Annotated in this window: 15 protein-coding genes; 7 read left to right on the top strand and 8 right to left on the bottom strand. The window is 75.3% G+C overall.

What is annotated here, in order from left to right:
* The first annotated feature begins 107 nt into the window (after positions 1 to 107).
* Genes ABZ930_RS22355 through ABZ930_RS22375 form a run of 5 tightly spaced genes read left to right on the top strand, consistent with a single transcriptional unit; the run spans position 108 to position 4,716 of the window.
* Positions 108 to 1,238 (top strand): PIG-L deacetylase family protein, encoded by a 1,131-nt coding sequence (locus ABZ930_RS22355; protein WP_361550343.1) that lies wholly within the window; start codon positions 108 to 110, stop codon positions 1,236 to 1,238.
* Complete coding sequence (locus ABZ930_RS22360) at positions 1,231 to 2,319, top strand: ATP-grasp domain-containing protein (protein ID WP_361550345.1); 1,089 nt, start codon at positions 1,231 to 1,233, stop codon at positions 2,317 to 2,319. The genes ABZ930_RS22355 and ABZ930_RS22360 overlap by 8 nt, the downstream gene beginning before the upstream one ends.
* Positions 2,316 to 3,056 (top strand): PHP domain-containing protein, encoded by a 741-nt coding sequence (locus ABZ930_RS22365; protein WP_361550347.1) that lies wholly within the window; start codon positions 2,316 to 2,318, stop codon positions 3,054 to 3,056. Before ABZ930_RS22360 ends, ABZ930_RS22365 begins: the two co-directional genes overlap by 4 nt.
* Positions 3,044 to 4,540: a glycosyltransferase family 2 protein gene (locus ABZ930_RS22370; RefSeq protein WP_361550349.1), complete on the top strand. Its 1,497-nt coding sequence runs from the start codon at positions 3,044 to 3,046 to the stop codon at positions 4,538 to 4,540. Before ABZ930_RS22365 ends, ABZ930_RS22370 begins: the two co-directional genes overlap by 13 nt.
* The gene (locus tag ABZ930_RS22375) at positions 4,537 to 4,716 is read left to right on the top strand and encodes a hypothetical protein (RefSeq protein ID WP_361550351.1); all 180 of its coding nucleotides are present in this window, start codon (positions 4,537 to 4,539) and stop codon (positions 4,714 to 4,716) included. The genes ABZ930_RS22370 and ABZ930_RS22375 overlap by 4 nt, the downstream gene beginning before the upstream one ends.
* A 25-nt stretch (positions 4,717 to 4,741) precedes the next feature.
* Here ABZ930_RS22375 and ABZ930_RS22380 read toward each other — a convergent pair whose 3' ends face one another.
* The gene (locus ABZ930_RS22380) at positions 4,742 to 5,974 is read right to left on the bottom strand and encodes a hypothetical protein (protein WP_361550353.1); all 1,233 of its coding nucleotides are present in this window, start codon (positions 5,972 to 5,974) and stop codon (positions 4,742 to 4,744) included.
* A 115-nt stretch (positions 5,975 to 6,089) separates the two neighbouring features.
* Here ABZ930_RS22380 and ABZ930_RS22385 point away from each other — a divergent pair, with 115 nt between their 5' ends.
* Complete coding sequence (locus ABZ930_RS22385; protein ID WP_361550355.1) at positions 6,090 to 7,490, top strand: DEAD/DEAH box helicase; 1,401 nt, start codon at positions 6,090 to 6,092, stop codon at positions 7,488 to 7,490.
* Positions 7,491 to 7,497: 7 nt separating this feature from the next.
* On the opposite strand, the gene ABZ930_RS22390 is transcribed toward ABZ930_RS22385, so the two are convergent.
* The 6 genes from ABZ930_RS22390 to ABZ930_RS22415 form a co-directional block, all read right to left on the bottom strand.
* A complete protein-coding gene (locus ABZ930_RS22390) occupies positions 7,498 to 8,193 on the bottom strand; it encodes a type 1 glutamine amidotransferase domain-containing protein (RefSeq protein WP_361550357.1) in 696 nt (231 codons plus the stop codon).
* 107 nt (positions 8,194 to 8,300) lie between these two features.
* Positions 8,301 to 9,488, bottom strand: a complete 1,188-nt coding sequence (locus ABZ930_RS22395; protein ID WP_361550359.1) for a helix-turn-helix domain-containing protein — start codon at positions 9,486 to 9,488, stop codon at positions 8,301 to 8,303.
* Positions 9,489 to 9,652: 164 nt separating this feature from the next.
* Positions 9,653 to 10,942: a crotonyl-CoA carboxylase/reductase gene (ccrA, locus tag ABZ930_RS22400; RefSeq protein ID WP_361550360.1), complete on the bottom strand. Its 1,290-nt coding sequence runs from the start codon at positions 10,940 to 10,942 to the stop codon at positions 9,653 to 9,655.
* A 27-nt stretch (positions 10,943 to 10,969) separates the two neighbouring features.
* The gene (locus ABZ930_RS22405) at positions 10,970 to 11,986 is read right to left on the bottom strand and encodes an alpha/beta hydrolase family protein (protein ID WP_361550362.1); all 1,017 of its coding nucleotides are present in this window, start codon (positions 11,984 to 11,986) and stop codon (positions 10,970 to 10,972) included.
* Between the two features lie 28 nt (positions 11,987 to 12,014).
* The gene (locus tag ABZ930_RS22410; protein WP_361550364.1) at positions 12,015 to 16,061 is read right to left on the bottom strand and encodes an acyltransferase domain-containing protein; all 4,047 of its coding nucleotides are present in this window, start codon (positions 16,059 to 16,061) and stop codon (positions 12,015 to 12,017) included.
* On the bottom strand, positions 16,058 to 17,809 hold the full coding sequence (locus tag ABZ930_RS22415; RefSeq protein WP_361550366.1) for a fatty acyl-AMP ligase: 1,752 nt from the start codon (positions 17,807 to 17,809) through the stop codon (positions 16,058 to 16,060). The genes ABZ930_RS22410 and ABZ930_RS22415 overlap by 4 nt, the downstream gene beginning before the upstream one ends.
* Positions 17,810 to 18,030: 221 nt before the next feature.
* On the opposite strand from ABZ930_RS22415, the gene ABZ930_RS22420 reads away from it, so the two are divergent.
* Positions 18,031 to 19,452 (top strand): MFS transporter, encoded by a 1,422-nt coding sequence (locus ABZ930_RS22420; protein ID WP_361550368.1) that lies wholly within the window; start codon positions 18,031 to 18,033, stop codon positions 19,450 to 19,452.
* On the opposite strand, the gene ABZ930_RS22425 is transcribed toward ABZ930_RS22420, so the two are convergent.
* A complete protein-coding gene (locus ABZ930_RS22425) occupies positions 19,394 to 20,776 on the bottom strand; it encodes an AMP-binding protein (RefSeq protein ID WP_361550370.1) in 1,383 nt (460 codons plus the stop codon). The two genes, ABZ930_RS22420 and ABZ930_RS22425, sit on opposite strands and share 59 nt — an antisense overlap.
* Between the last annotated feature and the right edge of the window lie 123 nt (positions 20,777 to 20,899).

Consider the following 20,899-nt stretch of genomic DNA (forward strand, 5'->3'; position numbering starts at 1 on the left):
CCCTTTATCGCTGTTGGCGGCATAAACAGTGCCGGGGGATCCGTCCATGTGCCGTAGAGGCTTTCGGCCCCCTCGGGGGTCGTGAACCGGACGGTACAGTTGCCCTTATGTCGGATTTGTCCAGCCAATCTTTCCAGGGTTCCGATGACAGGGGGACATCCGCGCACGACGCTCCGCCCGTCCTGTCCGGGGCCCGACTCCTCCTGGCGGACCGCGACGAGCGGACGGCGTCCGCCGCCGCCGAGGCGCTGCGCGACGGCGGAGTGGCCCAGGTGCACACCGTCGGATCCTCCGCCGCGTTCCTCGAAGCCGGACGCAGACCCCCGTCACCCGTGCGGGCCTGGGACATCGCCGTCTGGGACACCGGGCTCGGCGGGGACGACGACGACCTGACCGCGTTCCTCGGCGAGTGGTACGCACAGCACCCCGGCGTACCGGTGGTGGTCACCGAGGAGACCCCGAGCACCCGGCGCGCGCTGGCCGCCCTGCGCGGCCGCGCCGCCGACATGGTCGAACGCGGCGACCTGCCCGGGCTGATCGCCGCGGTCGGCCGGGCCCGGCACCAGGCCTCCGTACCCGCGGCCGCCGGCCCGGCACCGAAGCCCGTCAGCATGCTCGTGGTCGGCGCCCACCCGGACGACGTCGAGATCGGTGCCGGCGGAATCATCCACCTGCGGGCCGGCGACGGCTGGGACATCACCGTGCTGACCCTCTCCCACGGGGGAGGCGGCGGCGACCCCGAACGGCGGGGCGACGAGGCCCTGGACGCCGCGCGGGTCATGGGCGCGCGCCTCGTCATGGAGGACCTGCCCGACGGCTCCATGACCGACGACAGCGCCACCGTCCGCATCATCGAACGCACGGTGGCCGAGACCCGGCCGGACGTCGTGCTCGTGCACTCCGACAGCGACACCCATCAGGACCACCGGGCGGTGCACCGCGCCACGCTCGTCGCCTGCCGCCGCGTCCCACGCCTGGCCTGCTACCAGTCGCCGTCGGCCACCGTCTCCTATCACCCCAACCGCTTCGTCGGGCTGAGCGAGTCCGACCTGGAGGCGAAGCTGGCCGCGATCAGGGCGCACGGCTCCCAGGCCGGCAGCCGCTGGTACCTCGACGAGGACCTGCTGCGCTCGACCGCCCGCTACTGGGGCCGCTTCTCCCAGGCCCGCTACGCCGAACCCCTGGAGGTCATCCGTGACGCCACACCGCTCGGATTCTTCGCAGGCGACCATGGCTGAGCCGACCCGGTCCGGCCCGGCCGCGGCCCCCGATCTCGCGGCGTCCCTCGGCCGGCCGCCCCGCGTACTGGTCACGGGCGCCGGCGGACCGTCCGGCGTCTGCTTCCTGCGCGCCCTCGACGGCGCGGCCGAGCGGTACGCCGCCGACATCGACCCGCTCGGCGCCGGCCTGTACCTGGTGCCCCGCGCCTACCGGCTGCTGCTGCCGCCCGGCGACGACCCGGCGTTCGCGCGGGCCGCCCTGGCCCTGTGCCGCAGATACGCCGTCGACGTGCTCGTCCCCACCGTGGACGCGGAACTCGTGGCGCTCGCCCGCGCCGCCGACAGCTTCGCCGACGCCGGGGTACGGGTCCTGGTCCCGGGCGCGGAGGCACTGGAGACCTGCCTGGACAAATGGCGGCTCGCGCAGGCGTGCGAGGGCGCCGTACGGGTGCCGGTCACCCGGCTGCTCGGCCCCGCGGACGCGAACGCCGACCGTGGCTTCGAGGGCGGTTTCCCGGCCATCGCCAAGCCCCGGACCGGCTCCGGCTCGCGCGGCGTGACGCTCGTCGAGGACGCGGCCGGCCTCGCCCGGCTCCCGCAGGACGGCTCGTACCTGGTGCAGGAGATGCTGCCGGGCACCGAGTACTCGGTGGACGTGCTCACCGACGGCACCGGACGGGTGGTGGCCGCGGTGCCGCGCGCCCGCGACAAGACCGACTCCGGGATCGTCGTCGCGGGCCGTGTCCTGCACGCGCCCGAGCTGTCCGCGCTCGCCGAGGCCACGGTGCACACGCTGGGCCTGCGCGGTGTCCTCAACGTCCAGGTGCGCGAGGACCGCGACGGCCGGCCCGCGCTTCTCGAGGTCAACCCCCGCCCGCCGGGCGGACTCTCGCTCACCGTCGCCGCCGGGGTCGACATGCCCCGCTGGGCCGTCGCCGGACTCCTCGGCGCCGCCCTGCCCGACCGGATCGCCCACCGCGAGACCGCCGTCGTCCGGCACTGGCAGGACGTCGTGCTGCACCCCCGCGAGCTGGGCGACATGGGAGACGCGACGGAGAGCGGCACCGGTGCGGGCGGCGGGGCGGGAGGCCCGCGATGAGCCCCCGGCCCCCGTTGGTCCTGCGCGCCGACTTCCACACCCACACCGACTACTCCGACGGCCACGACCCACTGGACCAGGTCGTCGCCGCCGCCGAGCGCGCCGGGCTCGGCACCCTGATCGTCACCGATCACGTACGCGCCGACACCACCTATCTGCCCGAGTACGTGGCCGCCGTGCGCGCCGCCCGCATCACCACCCCCGTCAGTCTGGTCTGCGGGGTCGAGGCCAAGATCATGGACACCACGGGCCGGATCGACCTGCCGGACGACCTCACCGGCATCGACCACGTGGCCCTCGCCGACCACCGCTTCCCCCTCCCCGACGGACCCGCCCACCCCGACGAGGTCCGCGAACGGCTCGCCACCGGCGTCCTCACCCCCGACGCGGCGCTGGAACTCCTCGTCCGGGCCACCGCCCGGGCCGTCCGCGCGGTACCGGCGGGCCGCAGCGCCCACGTCGCCCATCTGTTCAGCGTGCTGCCCAAGGCCGGGCTCGACGAGGCGGCCGTCGACGCCGCGCTCCTGGAACCGCTGGCCCGCGCCTGCCGCGGACACGGAGTCCCTGTCGAACTCAACGAGAAGTGGCGCTGCCCCGCCCCGCGCACCGCGGCCCTGCTGGGCCGCGCCGGGGTGCGGCTCGTCGCGGGCAGCGACGCGCACCGGGCGGACGCCGTCGGTGTCTTCCCCTGGGTACGGCAGGCCCTGGCCGAGGCGGAGGAGCGATGCACGTCCTGAACGAGATCGCGCAGACCGCCGCCGAGGTGACCGTCTTCCTCGGCGCGGTGCCGCTGGTCATCGGCGTGATCCAGTTTCTGCTCATCGGCCTGCAGCGGTTCCGGCACCTCTACGAGGACCGGGACGACCTGTACCTGCCGCGCACCGCCATCCTCATTCCCGCGTGGAACGAGGCCCCCGTCCTCACCGGCTCCGTCGAGGCCCTGCTCGCCCTCAACTACCCGGGCGACCGGCTGCGCGTCGTCATCATCGACGACGCCAGCACCGACGAGACGCCCGAGGTGATGAACGCGCTGATCCGCCGCCACCCCGGCCAGGTCCGGCACCTGCGCCGCGAACAGGGCGGCCAGGGCAAGGCCCACACCCTCAACCACGGCCTCGCCCACGTCCTGGACGACGACTGGGCCGAGGCCGTGCTCGTCATGGACGCCGACGTCGTCTTCGAGCACGACGCGCTGTGGCGGATGACCCGGCACCTCGCCGACCCCGAGGTGGGGGCCGTGACGGCGTACATCAAGGAGGGGAGCGGGAAACAGGGCAACTACCTCACCCGCTACATCGCCTACGAGTACATCACCGCTCAGGCCGCCGCCCGGCGCGCCCAGAACGTGCTGGGCGTCGTCGCCTGTCTGGCCGGCGGCGCCCAGCTCCACACCCGGGCCAACCTGGAGGCGATCGGCGGCCGGTTCGACACCAGCACCCTCGCCGAGGACACCGTCACCACCTTCGAGACCCAGCTCGCCGGGCGGCGCGTCGTCTTCGACGGCTACGCCACCGTGCTCGCCGAGGAACCGGCGGGCCTGGCCGGCCTGTGGAAGCAGCGGCTGCGCTGGGCGCGCGGAAACGTCCAGGTCACCCGCCGCTACCGCGGCGTCTGGTTCCGCGGCCGGGCCTCGGGCGGCACCCACCGGCTCGGCTCGTTCCTGTTCGGACTGATCTGGTTCTCGCTGCTGGCCACTCCGCTGCTGCTGGTGGCCTGCTCGGCCTCCCTGCTGTTCCTGTACTTCACCGACCCCGGCCACGTCTGGCCGCGCTTCCACGCGCTGTGGGTGATCAACCTGATCTGCTACCTGCTGATCACGTTGCTCTCGGCGGTGATCGACCCCGGAACCTTCCGCCGCAGCTGGTTCGAGGCGCTGATCTACCCCGGCGTGATCGCCATCTGCATCCTCGTGATCACCGCGCTGCCCGGGGTCTTCGTCCCGCTGCTCGACCGCATCGGCCTGCTGCCGCAGGACGGCTCGGTCCACCCCGTGATGATCGGCGTCTACGCCTGGCTCGCCCTGTCCATGCCCATCGCCTGGTGCGCGAAGCTGCTGACCGGAACCCGGCTGCGGTGGCTCGCGCCGCCCCTGCTGCACCTGGCCGGATACGGCTCGCTGCTGGCCGCCTGTCTGGTCGCGTCGTTCGTCCAGGAACTCCGGCACGCCCAGATGACCTGGGACAAGACCGAGAAGACCGGAAAGGTGGCGGCGCCGCGATGACAGCTCACGAGGGGCCCGAACGGCCGGAGCCGTTCGACGACAGGGCGCTGGCCGAGCGGGCCCGCGAACTCACCCGCCGGGACCGGCGGGCCGACCGCCGGCTGTTCTGGCTGGAACTCGGCGTGGTGCTGGTCATCGTGGCACTGCTGGTGGCCCGCTGGTGGTGGCTGCTCTGACGGCGCGGCCGTCGCGGCCGGGGGATCAGTCCAGTACGAACGGGTTGGCGCGCTGTCCGGCGAGCGCGAACCAGGCCGTGGTGCCCGTGTGCAGACTGGCGTAGAGCCGGTCGCCGTCGCCCGTGTCCAGACCGTCGGAGGACGCCGCCACCAGGCCGTAGCCGTCCGCGCCGGGTGCGCTGGCCTGCGCCTCGCGCAGGGACGCGAGCAGCCGGTCCGCCCGCGCCGCGTCCCCGTCACCGTTCCTGGCCCGCAGCGCGCACACGACGTGGCTGGTCCCCTCGAACCACACCTTCGAGGTGTCGGCGTCGCTGACCGACACCCCGACGAAGCCGTCGTCCTCGGCCGCGAGCCGCCGCAGCGCCCAGTCCAGGGACGCCGCGTGCCGGCTGTCGCGGGTGGCCAGGTACGACCAGGTCTGCGGATCCTCCGGCACCGGGCTGCGGTTCACCGTGCTGCCGTCGGTGCCGGTGCCGGTCCAGAAGGCGCCCTGCTCCTCGTCCCACATCGCGTCGAGGAACGCGGCCGCGGTGTCGGCCCTGCCGCCCCAGGCGTCGTCGCCCACGGTGTCGCCGAGCGCCCGGAAGAACCCGGCGACGTCGGCGTTGTGCTCACTGGAGCGCCACGCCACCTGCTTCCCGGCGGAGGTGATGCCGCCCGCGTACCCGGCGGTGCCCGTCGACCGGAACACGTGGTCCTGGATCCACCGCGCGGCCCGCAGCGACCCGGAGCGGAACGCGGCCGTGCCCGTGGCCCGGTGCGCGTGCAGCAGGGCCAGGCCCGCCCAGGCCAGCGTGCCGGTGAAGACGTCGTCGGCGGCGGCCTCCGGCACCTTCGCCCCCGACGGCGGCCGCCCCGAAGCGTAGGACTGCCGGAGCCTTCCGTCGTCCTCGGCGTCCTGCTCCTGGAGCGCCACCAGGGTCCGGGAGAGCGCGGCGGCCCGGTCCAGGTCCGCGTCCCGGCCCCGCCGGCAGTACGCGATGATCACGAGCGCGACGTCGTAGGTGAAGGCCACCGTGGAGTGATGGCGCTCCATGTAACCGCCGGTGTAGCTCCGCGGCAGCCCGCCGGGGCTGCCCGCTGCCTCGTCGACCCGACGGTCCAGGAACGTGTACGCGCGTCCGACGGCGTCCTGCGTCGAACGGCCGGAGGCCGTCCCAGACCCCGACGAGCAGCCGCCCAGGGCGCAGCCCGTCAGCAGTGCGGTGAAGGCGCGGCGGCTGATCGCGAAGTGCGGCATCCCTCCATGGAATCCCATGGAATGGCTTTATGGGTGCATATAGCGGTGTATGTGCCGTCGTACTCCCCGTGCTAGCGTGATCTGTTTCCCGCCGCGCCCTCCTCGGTACGGTCCCCTGAGAGGAAGGCTCTCCGTGAGCGATTCAGCACCCGCCGACTCCACGCCCACTCCCGCGCTGCCGCCCGTGGCGTCCTTCGCGGAGCTGGGGCTGCCGGCCGAGGTGCTGCGCACGCTCGACGAGAGCGGGGTGAGCGAGCCGTTCCCCATCCAGGCGGCCGCGCTGCCGAACGCGCTGGCGGGCCGGGACGTGCTCGGCCGCGGGCGCACCGGATCCGGCAAGACGCTCGCCTTCGGCCTGGGACTGCTCGCCCGCACGGCGGGCCGGCGCGCCCAGCCCAAGCAGCCGCTCGCGCTCGTCCTGGTGCCCACCAGGGAGCTGGCACAGCAGGTCGGCGAGGCTCTCACCCCGTACGCGCAGGCGCTGCGGCTGCGCCTGGCGACCGTCGTCGGCGGTGTCTCCATCGGCCGGCAGTCCGCCGCGCTGCGCGAGGGCGCCGAGATCGTGATCGCGACGCCCGGCCGGCTGCACGACCTGATCCAGCGCAAGGACTGCCGGCTGGACCGGGTGCGCATCACGGTCCTCGACGAGGCCGACCAGATGTGCGACATGGGGTTCCTGCCGCAGGTCACCGAGGCCCTGGACCTGGTGCGTCCCGACGGGCAGCGGATGCTGTTCTCGGCGACCCTCGACCGGGACGTCGATCAGCTGGTCAGCCGCTATCTGCACGACCCCGCCGTCCACGAGGTCGACCCGTCCGCCGGGGCGGGCACCGCGATCGAGCACCACGTCCTGCTCGTGCACGGCCCGGACCGGTACGCCGTGGCCACGGAGATCGCCGCCCGCGACGGCCGCGTCCTGCTGTTCCTGGACACCAAGCACGGCGTCGACCAGCTCACCCGCCATCTGCGGGCCAGCGGGGTGGCCGCCGCGGCCCTGCACAGCGGCAAGGCGCAGCCGCAGCGCACCCGGACCCTGGCACAGTTCAAGGACGGCCAGGTCACCGCCCTGGTGGCGACCAACGTCGCGGCGCGCGGCCTGCACATCGACGACCTCGACCTGGTGGTCAACGTGTCCCCGGCGACCGACCCGAAGGACTATCTGCACCGGGCGGGCCGCACGGCCCGGGCCGGCCGCTCCGGCACGGTCGTGACCCTGGTGCTCTCGGGCGAGCGCCGGGAGACCGGCAAGGTCATGGCGGAGGCCGGCGTCCGCGCCACGACCACCAAGGTGCGCTCCGGCGAGGCGGAACTGAGCCGGATCACCGGCGCCCGCAAGCCCTCCGGCGTCCCCCTCGACGGCGGCCCCGCCGCGGCCCGGCCCAAGAACCACAACGCGCCGTTCCGGGGTCTGGGCAGCAGCAAGGACCAGGGCGCCTCGGGTTCCGGTTCCGGCGGCAGGTCCTCCCGCAAGTCGAGCGAGGCCCGCAAGCTGGCGGAGGCCCGCAAGGCGGCCCGGGTGCGGCGCGGCGGCTGAGCCCCGCTCAGCCCAGTCGCGCGAGCAGCTCCGCGGCGAGCAGCGCCGAGGAGGCCGGGTTCTGGCCGGTGACGAGGTTGCGGTCGGTGACCACCTTCGGCGCCCACGGCTCGCCCGCGAGGACCCGCACACCGGCGTCGGTGAGCCGGTCCTGGAGGAGCCACTTCGCCTGGTCCGCGAGGCCGGCCTGGGCCTCCTCCTCGTTGGTGAAGGCGGCGACCTCGTAGCCCTGGAACGTGTTCGTGCCGTCCTCGCGCACCGCGGCGAGCAGCGCGGCGGGGCCGTGGCAGACGACGCCGAGCGGCTTGCCGGAGTCGAGCGCGCGGGTCAGCAGCGCGCCGGAGTCGGCGTCCACGGCGAGGTCCTCCATGGGCCCGTGGCCGCCCGGGTAGAAGACGGCGGCGTAGTCGTCCAGGTCCACCTCCTCGAGCTTCAGCGGGGACCGCAGCTCCGCCATCGCGTCGAGGCTGCGCGCGATCCGGTCGGCGCCCTCCTGGCCGCCGTTCATCTCCGGCGCGAGGCTTCCCTCGTCGACCGTGGGCACGACTCCGCCCGGCGTGGCGACGACCACCTCGTGGCCCGCGGCCCGGAACGCCTCGTACGGCGCGGCGGCCTCCTCGGCCCAGAAGCCGGTGGGGTGCCGGGTGCCGTCGGCGAGGGTCCAGTGGTCGGCGCCGGTGACGACGAAAAGAATCTTCGACATGGGGGTCAGCTCCGTGTTCCGCGAGGGGTACGACGATCAGTGACCTCGACCGTAGAACCGATCCGCCCCGGAGATCCACCCGAGCCCCGCATGCGGGGGAGCCGCGATCACGCCGCGGCCCCGCCGTTCCCCAGCAGCCGCGCGAGCACCAGCATCGTGTCCAGGCGGCCCTGCCCGCTCGGCTGGGCGTCCCGGGTGACCTCGGCGATCTGCCGCAGCCGGTAGCGCACCGTCTGTTCGTGCACGTAAAGCCGCCGGGCCGTCACCACGGCGTTGTCGCCGCTGTCGAGATAGGCGAACAGGGTGCGCAGGAGCGGGCCCCTGCGCCGCTCGGGCAGGTCGAGCAGTGGTCCGAGCGTCCGGACGGCCGCCGCGTCGAGCAGATCACCGGACCGGGACGCGGTGAGCGTGGCGAGATGGTCGGCGCAGCGCAGCGGCCGGCCCGCGGGCAGCACCCCGCGGCGGACCAGGTCGACGGCGTGCCGCGCCCAGCGCAGCGAGTCGGCGGCCCGGTCGACCGGCACCACGGGGCCGAGCGCGGCGCCCCTCGTGCGCAGCAGCGGGAACCCCGCGCGTTCGCCGGGCACGATCAGATACGGCGCCTCGGGCGCGTCCTGCACCAGCACCTCGTCGGGCAGGGCCGCCGCGCGCGGCACCGTGCCCGGCGGCAGGGCGACCACGGCGACGGCGTCCGGCAGCGGCCAGGCGGCCGCATCGGCGAGCGCGGTGAGCGAGGCGCTGTCGACGGTGAGGTCGGCGACCAGCGCGTCCCGCAGCCGGGCCCGCCGCCCGTCGAGCGCCGAGCGTGGCCCGTCCTCCTGGGCGAAGCCACCCAGCGCGGACTCGGTCGCCGTGCGGATCAGCACGAACGTCGTCTCGATCAGGCATTCGAGTGTGGACTCCGGCCAGCGGAACCGGTAGGCGGCCCTGATCAGCCGTCTGCGGGCCACCTGGCCCGCGACGCCCAGGGCGGTGCCCAGCGTGTCGACCGGATAGCCGGCCCGGCAGTGCAGGGCCCCGATCCGCTCGTAGAAGGCGGTGAGATCCGACAGCGGGGCGGCGCCGCCGGGTCCCGGTGTGCCGAGCGCGGCGAAGAACAGACGGACGGTCCGGTCGACCACCCGGTGCACCGAGAAGTCCCCGGTGCGGTCGAACGCGGCGGCGTACGCCGGGAGCCGGGCGGCGACCTCGCGCTCCATCTCCGCGACGGCGGCCGGGACGTACCGTCCGAGCAGACGGCGCAGTTCGTGCGGGGGAGGCGCGGAGGGGAACGGATGCGCCAGAGCGGTGGTCATGGGGGTCTCCAGCAGAGGCGGGGATCCTGGGGGGAATCTGTAGGGGTTCTGCGGGGGTACGCCATGGTGGTGTCCCCGCGCCCCGGGCGCCAGACGTAGCCTCCCGCCGAGCCGAACGGTGTCATGTAACTGACAGTTCTGTCGGCCCCCATGCTCACCGACCCCTAGGAAACCGGCGCGGGCCCGCTGATTCCCAGTCCGGTCCGCGGTGCGAGCGCCAGCACCCCGACCTTGCCGATGTGCCGTCCGCTCTGCACGAGACGGGCCGCCTCCGCCGTCTCCTCCAGCGGATACGTCACCGACAGCGCGGGCCGCAGCCGGCCCAGCTCCACCAGGCGCTGCATGGCGGCCAGTTCGTCGAGGTTCACGCCGTGGCTGCCGATGACGCGCTTGAGCCGCATCCACAGGTAGCGGTTGTCGAACTCGTGCTGGTAGCCGGTCGTCGAGCCGCACGTCACCACCGTGCCGCCGCGACCGACCACGTACACGGAGACGCCGAAGGTGGCCCGGCCGACGTGCTCGAAGACGATGTGCGGGTCCTCGCCCACCGCCTTCCTGATCAGCGCGCCGAGCCGGCGCCCCGGCACGGACGGGTCGTCCGGCACCCGGCCGTCGAGGCCGATCTCGCGCCGGTCGATCACGACGTGGCAGCCGAACTCCTTCGCCGCGCGCGCCTTCTCCTCGCTGCCGACGACGCCGACGGCGATGCCGCCACCGCCGCGCACGAGCTGCGCCGCGTACGCGCCGAGACCGCCCGCCGCGCCCCAGATGAGGACGACGTCGCCCTGCTTCATCCGGGCACCCCGCTCACTGACGAGCATCCGGTACGCGGTGCCCGCGCACAGCGGGTTGCTGGCGGCCTCCTCCCACGTCAAGTGGGCTGGTTTGGGCAGGAGTTGGTTGGCCCGGGCGACGCAGTAGTGGGCGAGGCCGCCGAAGTTCGTCTCGAAACCCCAGGCGAGCTGCGAGGCGCCGCGCATGCCGTCGGCGTGCGTCGCCGGGTCCTCGTCGTCGACGTACACGGGCGAGACGACCACCCGGTCGCCGACCCGCCAGCGCCGCACGCCCGCGCCCGCCCGCACGATCACTCCGGCCGCGTCCGAGCCGATGACGTGCTGCGGGGCGTCGTGCCGCGCCGCCCAGCCGCCCTCGCGGCCGAACTTCTCCAGGAAGGAGAAGGTGGACAGCGGCTCGAACATCGCCGACCACACGGTGTTGTGGTTGATGCCGCTGGCGAGCACCGCCACGAGCACCTCGTCCGGGGCGAGTTCGGGCATCGGGACCCGGCCGACGTGGATCGACTTGCGGACGTCCTTGTCGTCGACTCCGGTGAACGTGCCGACGTCCTCGGCCCGCAGATGCGCGGCCACGTAGTCCTCCGGGACCGGTAACCGGTCGAGGGTGTCGGGCGGCGCGTCGGCCAGCACCGCCTGGGCGAGCGGATCAAGTTCCATGACGTTCCTTCCGGGCGTGGGGAGGGGTCAGTTGCCGGTGAGTCCGAGGCCCGCCGCGAGCGTCGGCCACGACGCCTCGAACTCGCCCTGCCAGGACGACCAGGCGTGCGTGCCGCCCTGGTACAGATGGGTCTGCGCGGGCACGCCCAGCTCGGCCAGGCGTGCGCTGAACTTCTTCGCCTGACCCCACAACGTGCCCTCCAGGACGGCGCCTTCGAGGTTCCCGAAGTCGTCGCTGGGGACGCCGCTGCCCTGCGAGAGGTACAGGCGGGTGCCCTTGAGCCGGTCGGCCAGGGCGTACGGGTTGTGCGCGTTCCAGTTCGCGCGCTGGAGGAGCGCGCTGCCCCACAGGCTGCCGGGCAGTTGCAGCTCACGGGCCACGATCGCGCTCACGACCGAGACCATGCCGAGCGCGGTCGTGTCGAGGACGCCGCTGTACGAGGCGGCCGCGGCGAACGTGCCGGGCCTGCGCGCCGCGAACGCCAGCGCGCCGTACCCGCCCGTGGACACCCCGGCGACGGCCCGCCGCCCGCCCGCGTGGAACGCGCCGCGCAGCAGCTGCATCACCTCGTCCACCTGGAACGTCTCGTAGTCGGGCGAACTCCGCCCGAAGTTCCACCAGTCGGTGGGGATCCCGGTCGGACCCGACGACGGCATGACCGTGATGACGTCCTGGTCGGCGAGGAACGTCTCGACGTCCGTCTCCCGCGTCCACGACGTGTAGTCGTCGTGCGCGCCCTGCAGCAGATAGAGGACGGGCCGCTCCCGGTCGGGCGCGCTCGCGTAGGACGCCGGCAGCAGGACCCGCACCGGCACGTCGGCGCCCACGGCGGGGGAGCGGACGGTCAGATCGACGGTCCGCTCGTCGAGCCAGGTCTGCCCGACGATCGTGGCCCCGTCGGCGGCCCGCACCCCCTGCCCGACGGCCGTCACCGGCGCGCCCTGCGCCGTCGACACGCCGAGCGCGCCGCCGGTGGCGAGGAGGGCGACGGCGGCCGCGAGCGCGGTCGAACGGGCGCGGACCGGTCTGCGGGGACGGCGCATGAGGACTCCAAGTGAGGTGTGAGCAGGTTCAGTTGGCGGCGAGGTCGCGCGTCAGGGCGGCGGCCAGCTCGTCGACCACCGGCGGGTCGAGCAGCGCCAGGTGGTGGCCGGTGAGCGGGGTGACGGTGAGATCGGGGCAGTACGCGTCCCAGCCGAGCGCGGCGTCGGTGCGTTCGTAGCGGACGTCGCGCACCGTGTGCGGCGCGGACAGCGTCGCCCGGTACAGCAGGGTGCGGCCCGGGTAGGGGCGCGGCGTGTGCCGTTCGCCGCTGCGCAGATCGAGGTACGAGGTCCGCTGATGCGCGAGCACGGACGCGGGCAGCTCGACGGCCTGCTCCAGGAGCTTGAGGACCAGGTCGACCTGCCCGGCGTCGTCCAGTGTTCCCAACGCTTCGTAGGGCAGGTCGAGTTCGGCGCCGTAGGTGGCGGCGATGTACGCGGCGAAGTCCGCGAAGCGGCGCCGCGCCCCGTCGGCCGGGGTACGGTCCAGGGGCGCCGGGAGCGGCAGCACCGAGTCGACGAGGACGAGCGCCGGGACCGCGCCGTGCCGGGACAGCAGCCGCGCGGTCTCCTGGGCGACGAGCCCGCCGTACGACCAGCCGCCGACCGCCCAGGGGCCCTCGGGCCTGAGCGCGCGGACGCGGTCCGCGAACTCGGCGGCCCGGGCCGGCACGTCGTCGGGCCGCTCGACGCGGTCGAAGCCGAACACCGGGTGCCGCCCGTCGAGCCGCGCGGCGAGCCGCCCGTACACGTCGCTCGAACCGCCCGCGGCGTGGCACAGGAACAGCGGGGCGCCGGGGCCGTCGCCGGGGAACGTGCGCAGCAGGCCGGGGGTGCCGGTGTGCACGGCGGAGACGGAGGCGGCGGGGTCGGGGAGGCGCGGTGCGGCCGCGCCCTCGGTGCCGTCGAGCAGGTCCGCGACGCCCCGCAGTGTTCCCTGCCGCAGCAGGGCGCCCGGCTCCACCGGCACCCCGAACTCCCGCTCCACCGCCGTCCGGATGCGCACGGCGGTGAGGGAGTCCAGGCCCAGTTCGGTCAGCGGCACGTCCGGGTCGAGACGGTCGGCGCCGAAGCCCATCACGCCCGCGACCAGGATCCGCAGCCGGTCCAGCGGGGTCGTGCCGCTCGGCTCGGAGTCCGGCTCCGGGGCCGGTGCCGGGGGTGTCTCGCCGAACCAGAACCGGCGGTGCCGCCAGCGCGGCGGGGGCACGTCGACGATCCGGCCGCCGGGGTGCAGCGTCTCGCGCGCCGACGGCACCGGCACCCCGTGCACGAGCAGCGACGCGAGCGAGGTGCGGAACGCGAGCGCGTCGTCGGTGTCGCGGCGCAGCGTCGGCACGATCAGCGCGTCCGGCGCGCCCGCCGCCTCCAGGGTGCGGGTCAGCGGATGCAACTGCGTCGGGTGCGGGGCGACTTCGACGAAGACGCGGTGCCCGTCCTCGGCCGCCGCGCGCACCGCCTGCGCGAACCGCACCGGGCGGCGCAGATTGTGCCGCCAGTACGCCGCGTCGCAGGGGTCGCCGGCCCGCGGGTCGTCCAGGACCGTGGAGTAGCGGCGGCACAGCGGCGGCCCGCAGGGCACCGTCCCCAGCTCCCACGCGAACTCGTCGAGCAGCGGCTCCACGTCCGGCGAGTGCCCCGCCGCGGTCACCGGCAGGGCCCGCGCGAAGCCCCCGTCGCCGGTGACCCGGGCGACGAGCGCCGCCACGTCGTCGGCCGAACCGGTGACCACGCACTGCTCCGGCGAGGAGTGCACGGCGATGTGCACCGACGGCAACGCGCCCGCCACATCGGTGACGTGGTCGGCGGGCAGGTCGACCACGGCCATCGCGCCGCCGCGCAGCGTCGCCAGCAGCCGGGACCGCACGGCGACGATGCGCGCGCCCGTCGACGGATCGAGTGCCTGCGTGGCGACCGCCGCAGCGATCTCGCCGAGCGAATGGCCGATCACCGCCGCGGGCTCGACCCCGTAGGACCGCCACAGCTCGGCGAGCGCGACCTGGAGTCCGTAGAGGACGGGCATGACGACGGCGGGCGAGGACAGGTCGGCGCCGGGTTCGGTCGCGGCGCGCAGGGAGATGCCCGCGTGCTCGCGCAGGACGGGTTCGAGCCGGTCGACGGTGGCCGCGAACACCGGCTCGGTGGCGAGGAGCCGGCGGCCCATGCCGGGCCACTGCGAGCCGTAGCCGGAGAACACCCACACCGGGCCCGGGGCCCCCGCGCGCAGGGGCGGCCGGTCGGCCGTGACGAGGCGGGCGTCCGGGGAGCCGGCGGCGAAGCGGTGCAGGGCGGTCGCCGCTTCGGCCCGGTCGCGGGTCACGACGGTGGCCCGCACCCGGCCCCGGCCGGTCCGGCCCGCCAGGGTCCTGCCGACGTCCGCGAGGCGCGCCGGAGCGCTGCCGGGGGAGTCGAGCCAGTCCGCCAGCTCGCCCGCCTGGGCGCGCAGCCGGGAACGGGTCGGCGCGTCGAGCGGCAGCACCGCCGGGCGGTCCGCCGGGCCCGCCTGGGCCGGGAGCGGGGCCCGGTGCTCGGCGAGCGCCACATGCGCGTTCGTGCCGCTGAACCCGAACGCGGACACGCCGGCCGTCGCCGTGCCCGAGTAGCGGGGCCACGGTTCCGGCTCGGCGACGACCCGCAGGCCGAGCGCGTCGAGGTCCAGGTGCGGGCCGGGCGCGGTGAAGTGCAGCTGGGGCGGCAGCTCGTCGTGGTGCAGGGCGAGCACCGTCTTGATGAGCCCGGCGATCCCGGCGGCGGCCTCCAGATGCCCGAGGTTCGTCTTCACCGAGCCCAGCAGCAGGGGCTGTTGCGGGGACCTGCCCCGGCCGAGCGCGGCGCCGAGCGCGGCCGCCTCGACCGGGTCGCCGAGCGGGGTGCCGGTGCCGTGCGCCTCGACGTAGTCCACCAACTCCCGCCCGGCGCCGTGGACGTGATGCACCAGGGCGCGTTGCGCGGAGCCGTTGGGCGCGGTCAGGCCGTTGGAGCGGCCGTCGCTGTTCACCCCGGTCCCGGTGATCACGGCGAGGATCCGGTCGCCGTCGCGCTCCGCGTCCGCGAGCCGCTTGAGGACGACGACCCCGCAGCCCTCGCCGCGCACCATGCCGTCGGCGGCCGCGTCGAACGCCTTGCAGCGGCCGTCCGCCGCCAGCGCGCCCGCCCGCTGGAAACCGAGCGTCACGGCCGGCGACAGCAGCACGTTCACCCCGGCCGCGAGCGCCACGTCCGACGAACCCTCCGCCAGACTGCGCACCGCGTGGTCGACGGCGACCAGCGACGAGGAGCACGCCGTGTCCACGGCCAGCGAGGGGCCCCGCAGATCCAGCAGGTACGACAGCCGGCCCGCGGTCACGCTCAGCGCGCCGCCCGACGCGGTCCACGGGGTCACCGACTCCGGCCGGGCCGCCGTGAGATGGGCGTACTCGGTGCCGCTGACCCCCACGAACACCCCGGTCCGCGACCCCGCGAGCGACGGCGCGGGCAGCGCCGCGTGGTCGAGTGCCTCCCGTGCCACCTCCAGGAGCAGCCGCTGCTGCGGGTCGAGCGCGACGGCCTCGTCGGCGCCGATCCCGAAGAACTCGGCGTCGAAGGAGGCCAGTTGGTCGCCGGTTCCGTCGACGAGGAAGCCGCCGTGCCGGCTCATGTCGGCGGGCAGCGCCGAGCCCGGCGGCACGAAGGGGTCCCAGCGCCCCTCGGGCACCGTCGTGACCGCGTCCCGCTCCTCGGTGAGCAGCCGCCAGTACGCTGCCGGGGAGTCGGCGCCGCCGGGGAAGCGGCAGCCGAGACCGATCACGGCGACCGCCGAACTCCCGCTCTTCGGCGGCGGGTTGTCCCCAAGCGGCTCCTCGGGCCCGGTCAGCGCCGCCACCAGCGCGGCCGGGGTCGGCGACTCCCACAGCAGGGTCGCCGGCAGCCGGCGTCCCACGGCCTCCCCGAGCAGCGCGGTGAGCGCGACGGCGTCCCGCGAGGTGAGGCCCAGTTCGGCGAGCGGCCGGTCGTCCGTCACCTCCTCGGGCGGCACCCCGTACCAGGCGCCGAGCCGGGTGACCAGCAGCTCGCGGATCCGCTCGGCGCCGCTCATCCCGCCACCCCCGCCGGGAACGGCCGGAGATCCCCGGCGAGGAACCGCTCCCGGCACGCCGCCCGCGCGACCTTCCCGCTCGACGTGCGCGGCACCGAATCCGCCGGGACGAGCACCAGATCGGCCAGCCGCAGCCCGTGCCCGGCGGCGACCGCGCCGCGCGCCGCCACCATGGCGGCCCGCACCGCCGCACCGTCAGGACCGCCGCCGCGCCGCACCTCGGCGACGACCACCAGCTCCTCGCCCTCCTCCACCCCGCCGGGGCGCGGTACGAGGAAGGCCGCGAGCCGGTCCCTGCGCACCACGTCCACCACGGACTGCACGGTCTCCTCCACGTCCTGCGGATAGTGATTGCGGCCGTCGACGACGATGAGGTCCTTGAGGCGGCCCGTCACCAGCAGCCGTTCGTCGTGCAGCGCCCCCAGATCGCCGGTGCGCAGCCAGCCGTCGCGGAACGTCTCCGCCGTGCGCCCGGCCTGCTTCCAGTAGCCCGCTCCGACGTTCGGCCCGCGCACCTCGATCTCCCCGACCCGGTCCGCGCCGAGTTCCGCGCCCGTGAGCGGATCCGCTATCCGCACCTCCTGGCCGACCGGCCGGCCGCAGTCGACCAGGCGCGCGGTCCCGCCCGGCTCGATCCGGCCCGCCGCGAGCGCCGCCGCGTCGCACTCCACCGCCGCCGACGCCGTCGCGGGGTCGGCCGCCGTCACGAACACGGTCGCCTCCGCGAGGCCGTACGCGGGACACACCGCCCCCGGCGCGAGCCCCGCCGGAGCGAACACCGTCCGGAACCGCTCGAGCGTCCCGGGCCGCACCGGCTCACTGCCGTTGAGCAGCGCCGCCACCCGGTCGAGCCGCAGCCCGGCCAGCTCCTCGGCGTCGACGCGCGTGACGCAGTAGTCGTAGGCGAAGTTGGGCGCGGCGCTGATCGTGCCCGGATAGCCGCCGAGGAGGCGCAGCCAGCGCGCGGGCCGCTCCAGGAACGCCACCGGGTCGAGCAGCACCGAGGAGAACCCCGCGTACACGGGCGCCGCCACGCTCAGCACGAGCCCCATGTCGTGGAAGAGCGGCAGCCAGCCGACCGACGTGGAGCGGCCCGGCGCGGCGCCGAACGCGGTCACCGCCTGACGCGCGTTGGCGACGACGTTCGCGTGCGTCACCATCACCCCGGACGGGCTGCGGGTGGAGCCCGACGTGTACTGGAGATACGCCACGTCGTCGCCCGCCGGGCGCGGCAGCTCCGCCACCGGCACGCCCGCCCCCGCCCCACCCGTGTCGAGCACCGGGACGCGGCCGCCGACGAACGCCTCCACGGATCCCCGCGACGGCGGATCGGTGAGCACGCAGGCCGGTTCGCAGTCCTCCAGAACCGCCGCCAACCGTCCCTCGTGGCCGGGCAGTTCGGGGCCGAAGAGCGGGACCGCGACGACCCCCGCGTACAGGCAGCCCAGGAACGCCACCGCGTAGTCGAGGCCCTGCGGCAGCAGCAGCGCGACCCGGTCCGCCGGGCGCACCGCCCGCGTCAGGAGCCCGGCGACCGCGCGGGCCCGCTCGTCCACGGAGCGCCAGCCCAGGGTCCGGTGCACACCGGGGGAGTGCGGCTCGGGGAAGTCGACCTGGGTGAAGGCCCGGCGTGCGGCGCGCTCCGCCGCCCAGTGGCGCAGCCGGTCGGTGAGCAGCGGCGCGGCAGCGTCATCGGGCGGCCCGCCCGCAGGGGCGGCGGCTGTCGGGTCAGTCGTCGGGGAGGTCATGACGGCAACTCCACGGAGGTGACGGACGGTGGGGCAGAGGCCCAAGATTCCGCTTCGGCGTGTGCGGCAGAAAGACGAGACGGTGACAGTTCGCCGGGCCCCGGCTGTCAGCCGGATGACAATCGGCGCACCCGGAATGGGCATCCCGCGCAGCAGTGCGACCGCCGGTCGGGACCGGAGAATCCCGGTGACCGACAGGCCCGGCGGAAGGGGAGCGGCACATGCACCGGGGACGACTGTCGGCACTGCTCGTCCTGCTGTCCCTGGCCGGATTCCTCACCACGCTCGACAACACCGTCATCAACGTGGCGCTGCCCACGGTGCAGGACGACCTCGGGCTCGGCGTCGCCGGCCTGGAATGGGTCGCCACCAGCTACGTCCTGTCCTTCGGGGCGCTGCTGCTGGCCGGCGGCCGCCTCACCGACCTCGTCGGACGCCGCCCGGTGCTCGCCGTCGGCATCGCCGTGTTCACCCTCGCCTCGGCGGCGGCCGCCCTCGCGGACAGCGGCACCGCGCTCGTCGCGGCCCGCGCCGTGCAGGGCGCCGGGGCCGCCCTCGTCATCCCGGCGTCCCTCGCGGTCGTCGCCGCCGACCTGCCGGCCCGGCGCCGCGCCACCGCCGTGGGGCTGTGGACGGCCTCGCTCGCCGTCGCCCTCGCGCTCGGCCCGGTCATCGGCGGCTTCGTCACCGAACACTGGGGCTGGCACTGGGTGTTCCTGCTCAACGTGCCGTTCGGGGTGCTCGCCCTGCTCCTCGTCCCGGCCGTCCCCGCCGCCCGCGGACGGCGCGCCGCCCGCCTGCCCGCACTCCTGGACCTGCCCGGCGTCGCCCTCTCCGCGCTCGCCCTGTTCCTCCTCACCTACGCCCTGGTCAAAGGCGGCGAACACACCTTCAGCACCCCGCCCGTCCCGCTGTGCCTCTGGCTGGCGGCGGCGACCGGAGCGGCCTTCCTGGTGGTCGAGACCCGCACCTTCCTCCCCCTGGTGGACCTGCGGATGCTGCGCGACCGGTTCCTCGTCGGCGGTGTCGCGGCGCAGGTGCTGTGGGGCATCGGCGTCAACGGCGTCTTCTTCTTCACCGCCCTCTACCTCCAGCACGTCCTCGGCTTCTCCCCGGTGAAGGCGGGCCTCGCGTTCCTGCCGCTGGCCGGGGCGCTGCTGGTGTGCACCCCGTTCGCGGAACGCGCGGCCCGCCTCGTCGGCGCGCACCGGTCCATCGCCGCCGGACTCGCGCTGGTCGCGGCGGGCCTCCTCCTCGTCTCCGGCACCGGCGCGCACGCCTCGTACGCGGAGCTGCAACCGGGGCTGCTGCTGATCGGCGTCGGCTCGGCCTTCACCACGCCGCTGACCGTCCGCTCCGTCGAGGGCGTCCCCGCCACCCGCACCGGCATGGCGTCCGGGCTGGTCAGCGCGGCACGGGAGATCAGCGGTGTGTTCGGTGTCGTCCTCGTCGGCATCGTGCTCACCCGCACCGAACGCGACGCGCTGCGCGGCGGCGCCGACCCGCGCAGCGCCTTCCTCGACGGCTACGACAACGGACTCCAACTGGCCTCCGCCTGCGTCCTGTTCGGCGCGCTGGTGACCCTCATCGCGCTCCGCCGCCCGGGGCGCCACCGGCGCCGTCGCCGCCGTCGAGGAGCGTGACGAAGCCGTCGGGCCCGCGCACCGCGAGCCGACCCGTCCGCAGCCAGCCGTCGGGCAGCCCGTCCTCGACCTCTCCGACGCGGAGCCTGCTGACCTGGGGGCCGCGCAGCAGCAGTTCGCCCGCGTGCCCCGGCAGCGCGTCCGCCGCGAGGGTCCCCTCCACCGCGATCCGCACCCGGGTGCCGGGCAGCGCGAGCCCCGCCGTGCCCGAACGGGCGTCCGCCGTGGGCGGATTGGCGAGCGCGACGCCGCACGCCGCGTCCGGCCCGTACGCCTCCACGATCCGGGCGCCGAAGGTCTCCCGCACCCGCCGCCCGGTCGCCGGGTCCAGCGGAGCGGTGAGCACCGCGCGGACCGTGGCGAGCGCCTCCCGCTCGTGCGCGGGCCGGTCCAGGAGCCGGACCAGAGCGGCGGGCGACGCCGCGAGCACGGTCGGCGCGGCCCGCCGCGCGGCCCGCAGCACCGCCGCCGGAGCCGGGTCCGGCACCAGCACGGTGCGGGCCCCCACTAGCGGCGCCGCCAGTGTCGCGAGGACGAACCCCTGCACCGTCCACAGCGGCGCCAGCGACAGCAGCCGCCCCCGGCGCCGGGACAACTCCGGATACCAGCAGGCCAGTTGATGCGCGGCCGCGACCAGGTGCCGGTGGCGCAGAGCGATCGGGGCGCCCCCACGCCCGTACCGCACCACCGCGATGTCGTCGGGCTCCGGGCCGCGCGACCACGGCCGGTCCCGCGCCGGGGGCAGCGATCCCGTGCCGCGGCCGTCGAGGTCGCCCCAGCGGATCGCGACCGTGGTCCGGTGGCGCTTCACCCGCGGGCGGCCGACGGCGCCGGACGGTGCGGAGCGGGGCCGGGCGACATCCACCGTCACCATCACGTCGCAGCCCCACGTCCCGGCGACCTCGTCGCCCAGCTCGCGCGGCACCACGGCGACCACCGGCCCCGCCCGGCCCGCGACGACGGCGCCCGCCGACCGGTGGTCCGCCGGGTCCCACGGCACCAGGACCGCCCCGACGCGCCATGCCGCCTGGCAGAGCACCACCAGCTCCGGGCAGTCCGGCAGCACGGTGAGCACCCAGGTCCCCCGCCCCACCCCGAGCCGTTCCAGTGCCGCCGCGACCCCCACCACCGAGCGGCGCAGCGCGCGGAAACCGGTCCTGCGGCCCTCGTGGGACAGCGCCGCGCGGGACCCGAACCGGCGGGCCGCGTCGTCGAGCAGCGCGGACAGCGGCACCCGGGGCACCGACGGGGACGGCGGCACTCCGTCCGCGTAGAACGGCAGACCGGGCTCGGTCTCGGGGCGTCGCGCGAACACGTCCGTCATGCACGGATGGTGCCGCAGCCCGCGCCACCGCCTCTTGTGCGCGGGCCCGCAGGTACGGGGGCGGCCTTGTCAGCTCGGTGGCCCGGTGGTCTCCCTCTACGCCGTCGGCTCGGACGACGAGGC

Origin of the sequence: Streptomyces sp. NPDC046716 (assembly GCF_040645755.1) — a bacterium.
In the GTDB taxonomy this organism is placed as follows: domain Bacteria; phylum Actinomycetota; class Actinomycetes; order Streptomycetales; family Streptomycetaceae; genus Streptomyces.

Coding starts and splice junctions, on each gene's coding strand:
- ABZ930_RS22370 (WP_361550349.1), top strand. CDS start 3,044: ATGCACGTCCTGAACGAGATCGCGCAGACCGCCGCCGAGGTGACCGTC.
- ABZ930_RS22395 (WP_361550359.1), bottom strand. CDS start 9,488: ATGACCACCGCTCTGGCGCATCCGTTCCCCTCCGCGCCTCCCCCGCAC.
- ABZ930_RS22410 (WP_361550364.1), bottom strand. CDS start 16,061: ATGAGCGGCGCCGAGCGGATCCGCGAGCTGCTGGTCACCCGGCTCGGC.
- ABZ930_RS22355 (WP_361550343.1), top strand. CDS start 108: ATGTCGGATTTGTCCAGCCAATCTTTCCAGGGTTCCGATGACAGGGGG.
- ABZ930_RS22360 (WP_361550345.1), top strand. CDS start 1,231: ATGGCTGAGCCGACCCGGTCCGGCCCGGCCGCGGCCCCCGATCTCGCG.
- ABZ930_RS22375 (WP_361550351.1), top strand. CDS start 4,537: ATGACAGCTCACGAGGGGCCCGAACGGCCGGAGCCGTTCGACGACAGG.
- ABZ930_RS22390 (WP_361550357.1), bottom strand. CDS start 8,193: ATGTCGAAGATTCTTTTCGTCGTCACCGGCGCCGACCACTGGACCCTC.
- ABZ930_RS22405 (WP_361550362.1), bottom strand. CDS start 11,986: ATGCGCCGTCCCCGCAGACCGGTCCGCGCCCGTTCGACCGCGCTCGCG.
- ABZ930_RS22380 (WP_361550353.1), bottom strand. CDS start 5,974: ATGGGATTCCATGGAGGGATGCCGCACTTCGCGATCAGCCGCCGCGCC.
- ABZ930_RS22365 (WP_361550347.1), top strand. CDS start 2,316: ATGAGCCCCCGGCCCCCGTTGGTCCTGCGCGCCGACTTCCACACCCAC.
- ABZ930_RS22425 (WP_361550370.1), bottom strand. CDS start 20,776: ATGACGGACGTGTTCGCGCGACGCCCCGAGACCGAGCCCGGTCTGCCG.
- ABZ930_RS22415 (WP_361550366.1), bottom strand. CDS start 17,809: ATGACCTCCCCGACGACTGACCCGACAGCCGCCGCCCCTGCGGGCGGG.
- ccrA (WP_361550360.1), bottom strand. CDS start 10,942: ATGGAACTTGATCCGCTCGCCCAGGCGGTGCTGGCCGACGCGCCGCCC.
- ABZ930_RS22420 (WP_361550368.1), top strand. CDS start 18,031: ATGCACCGGGGACGACTGTCGGCACTGCTCGTCCTGCTGTCCCTGGCC.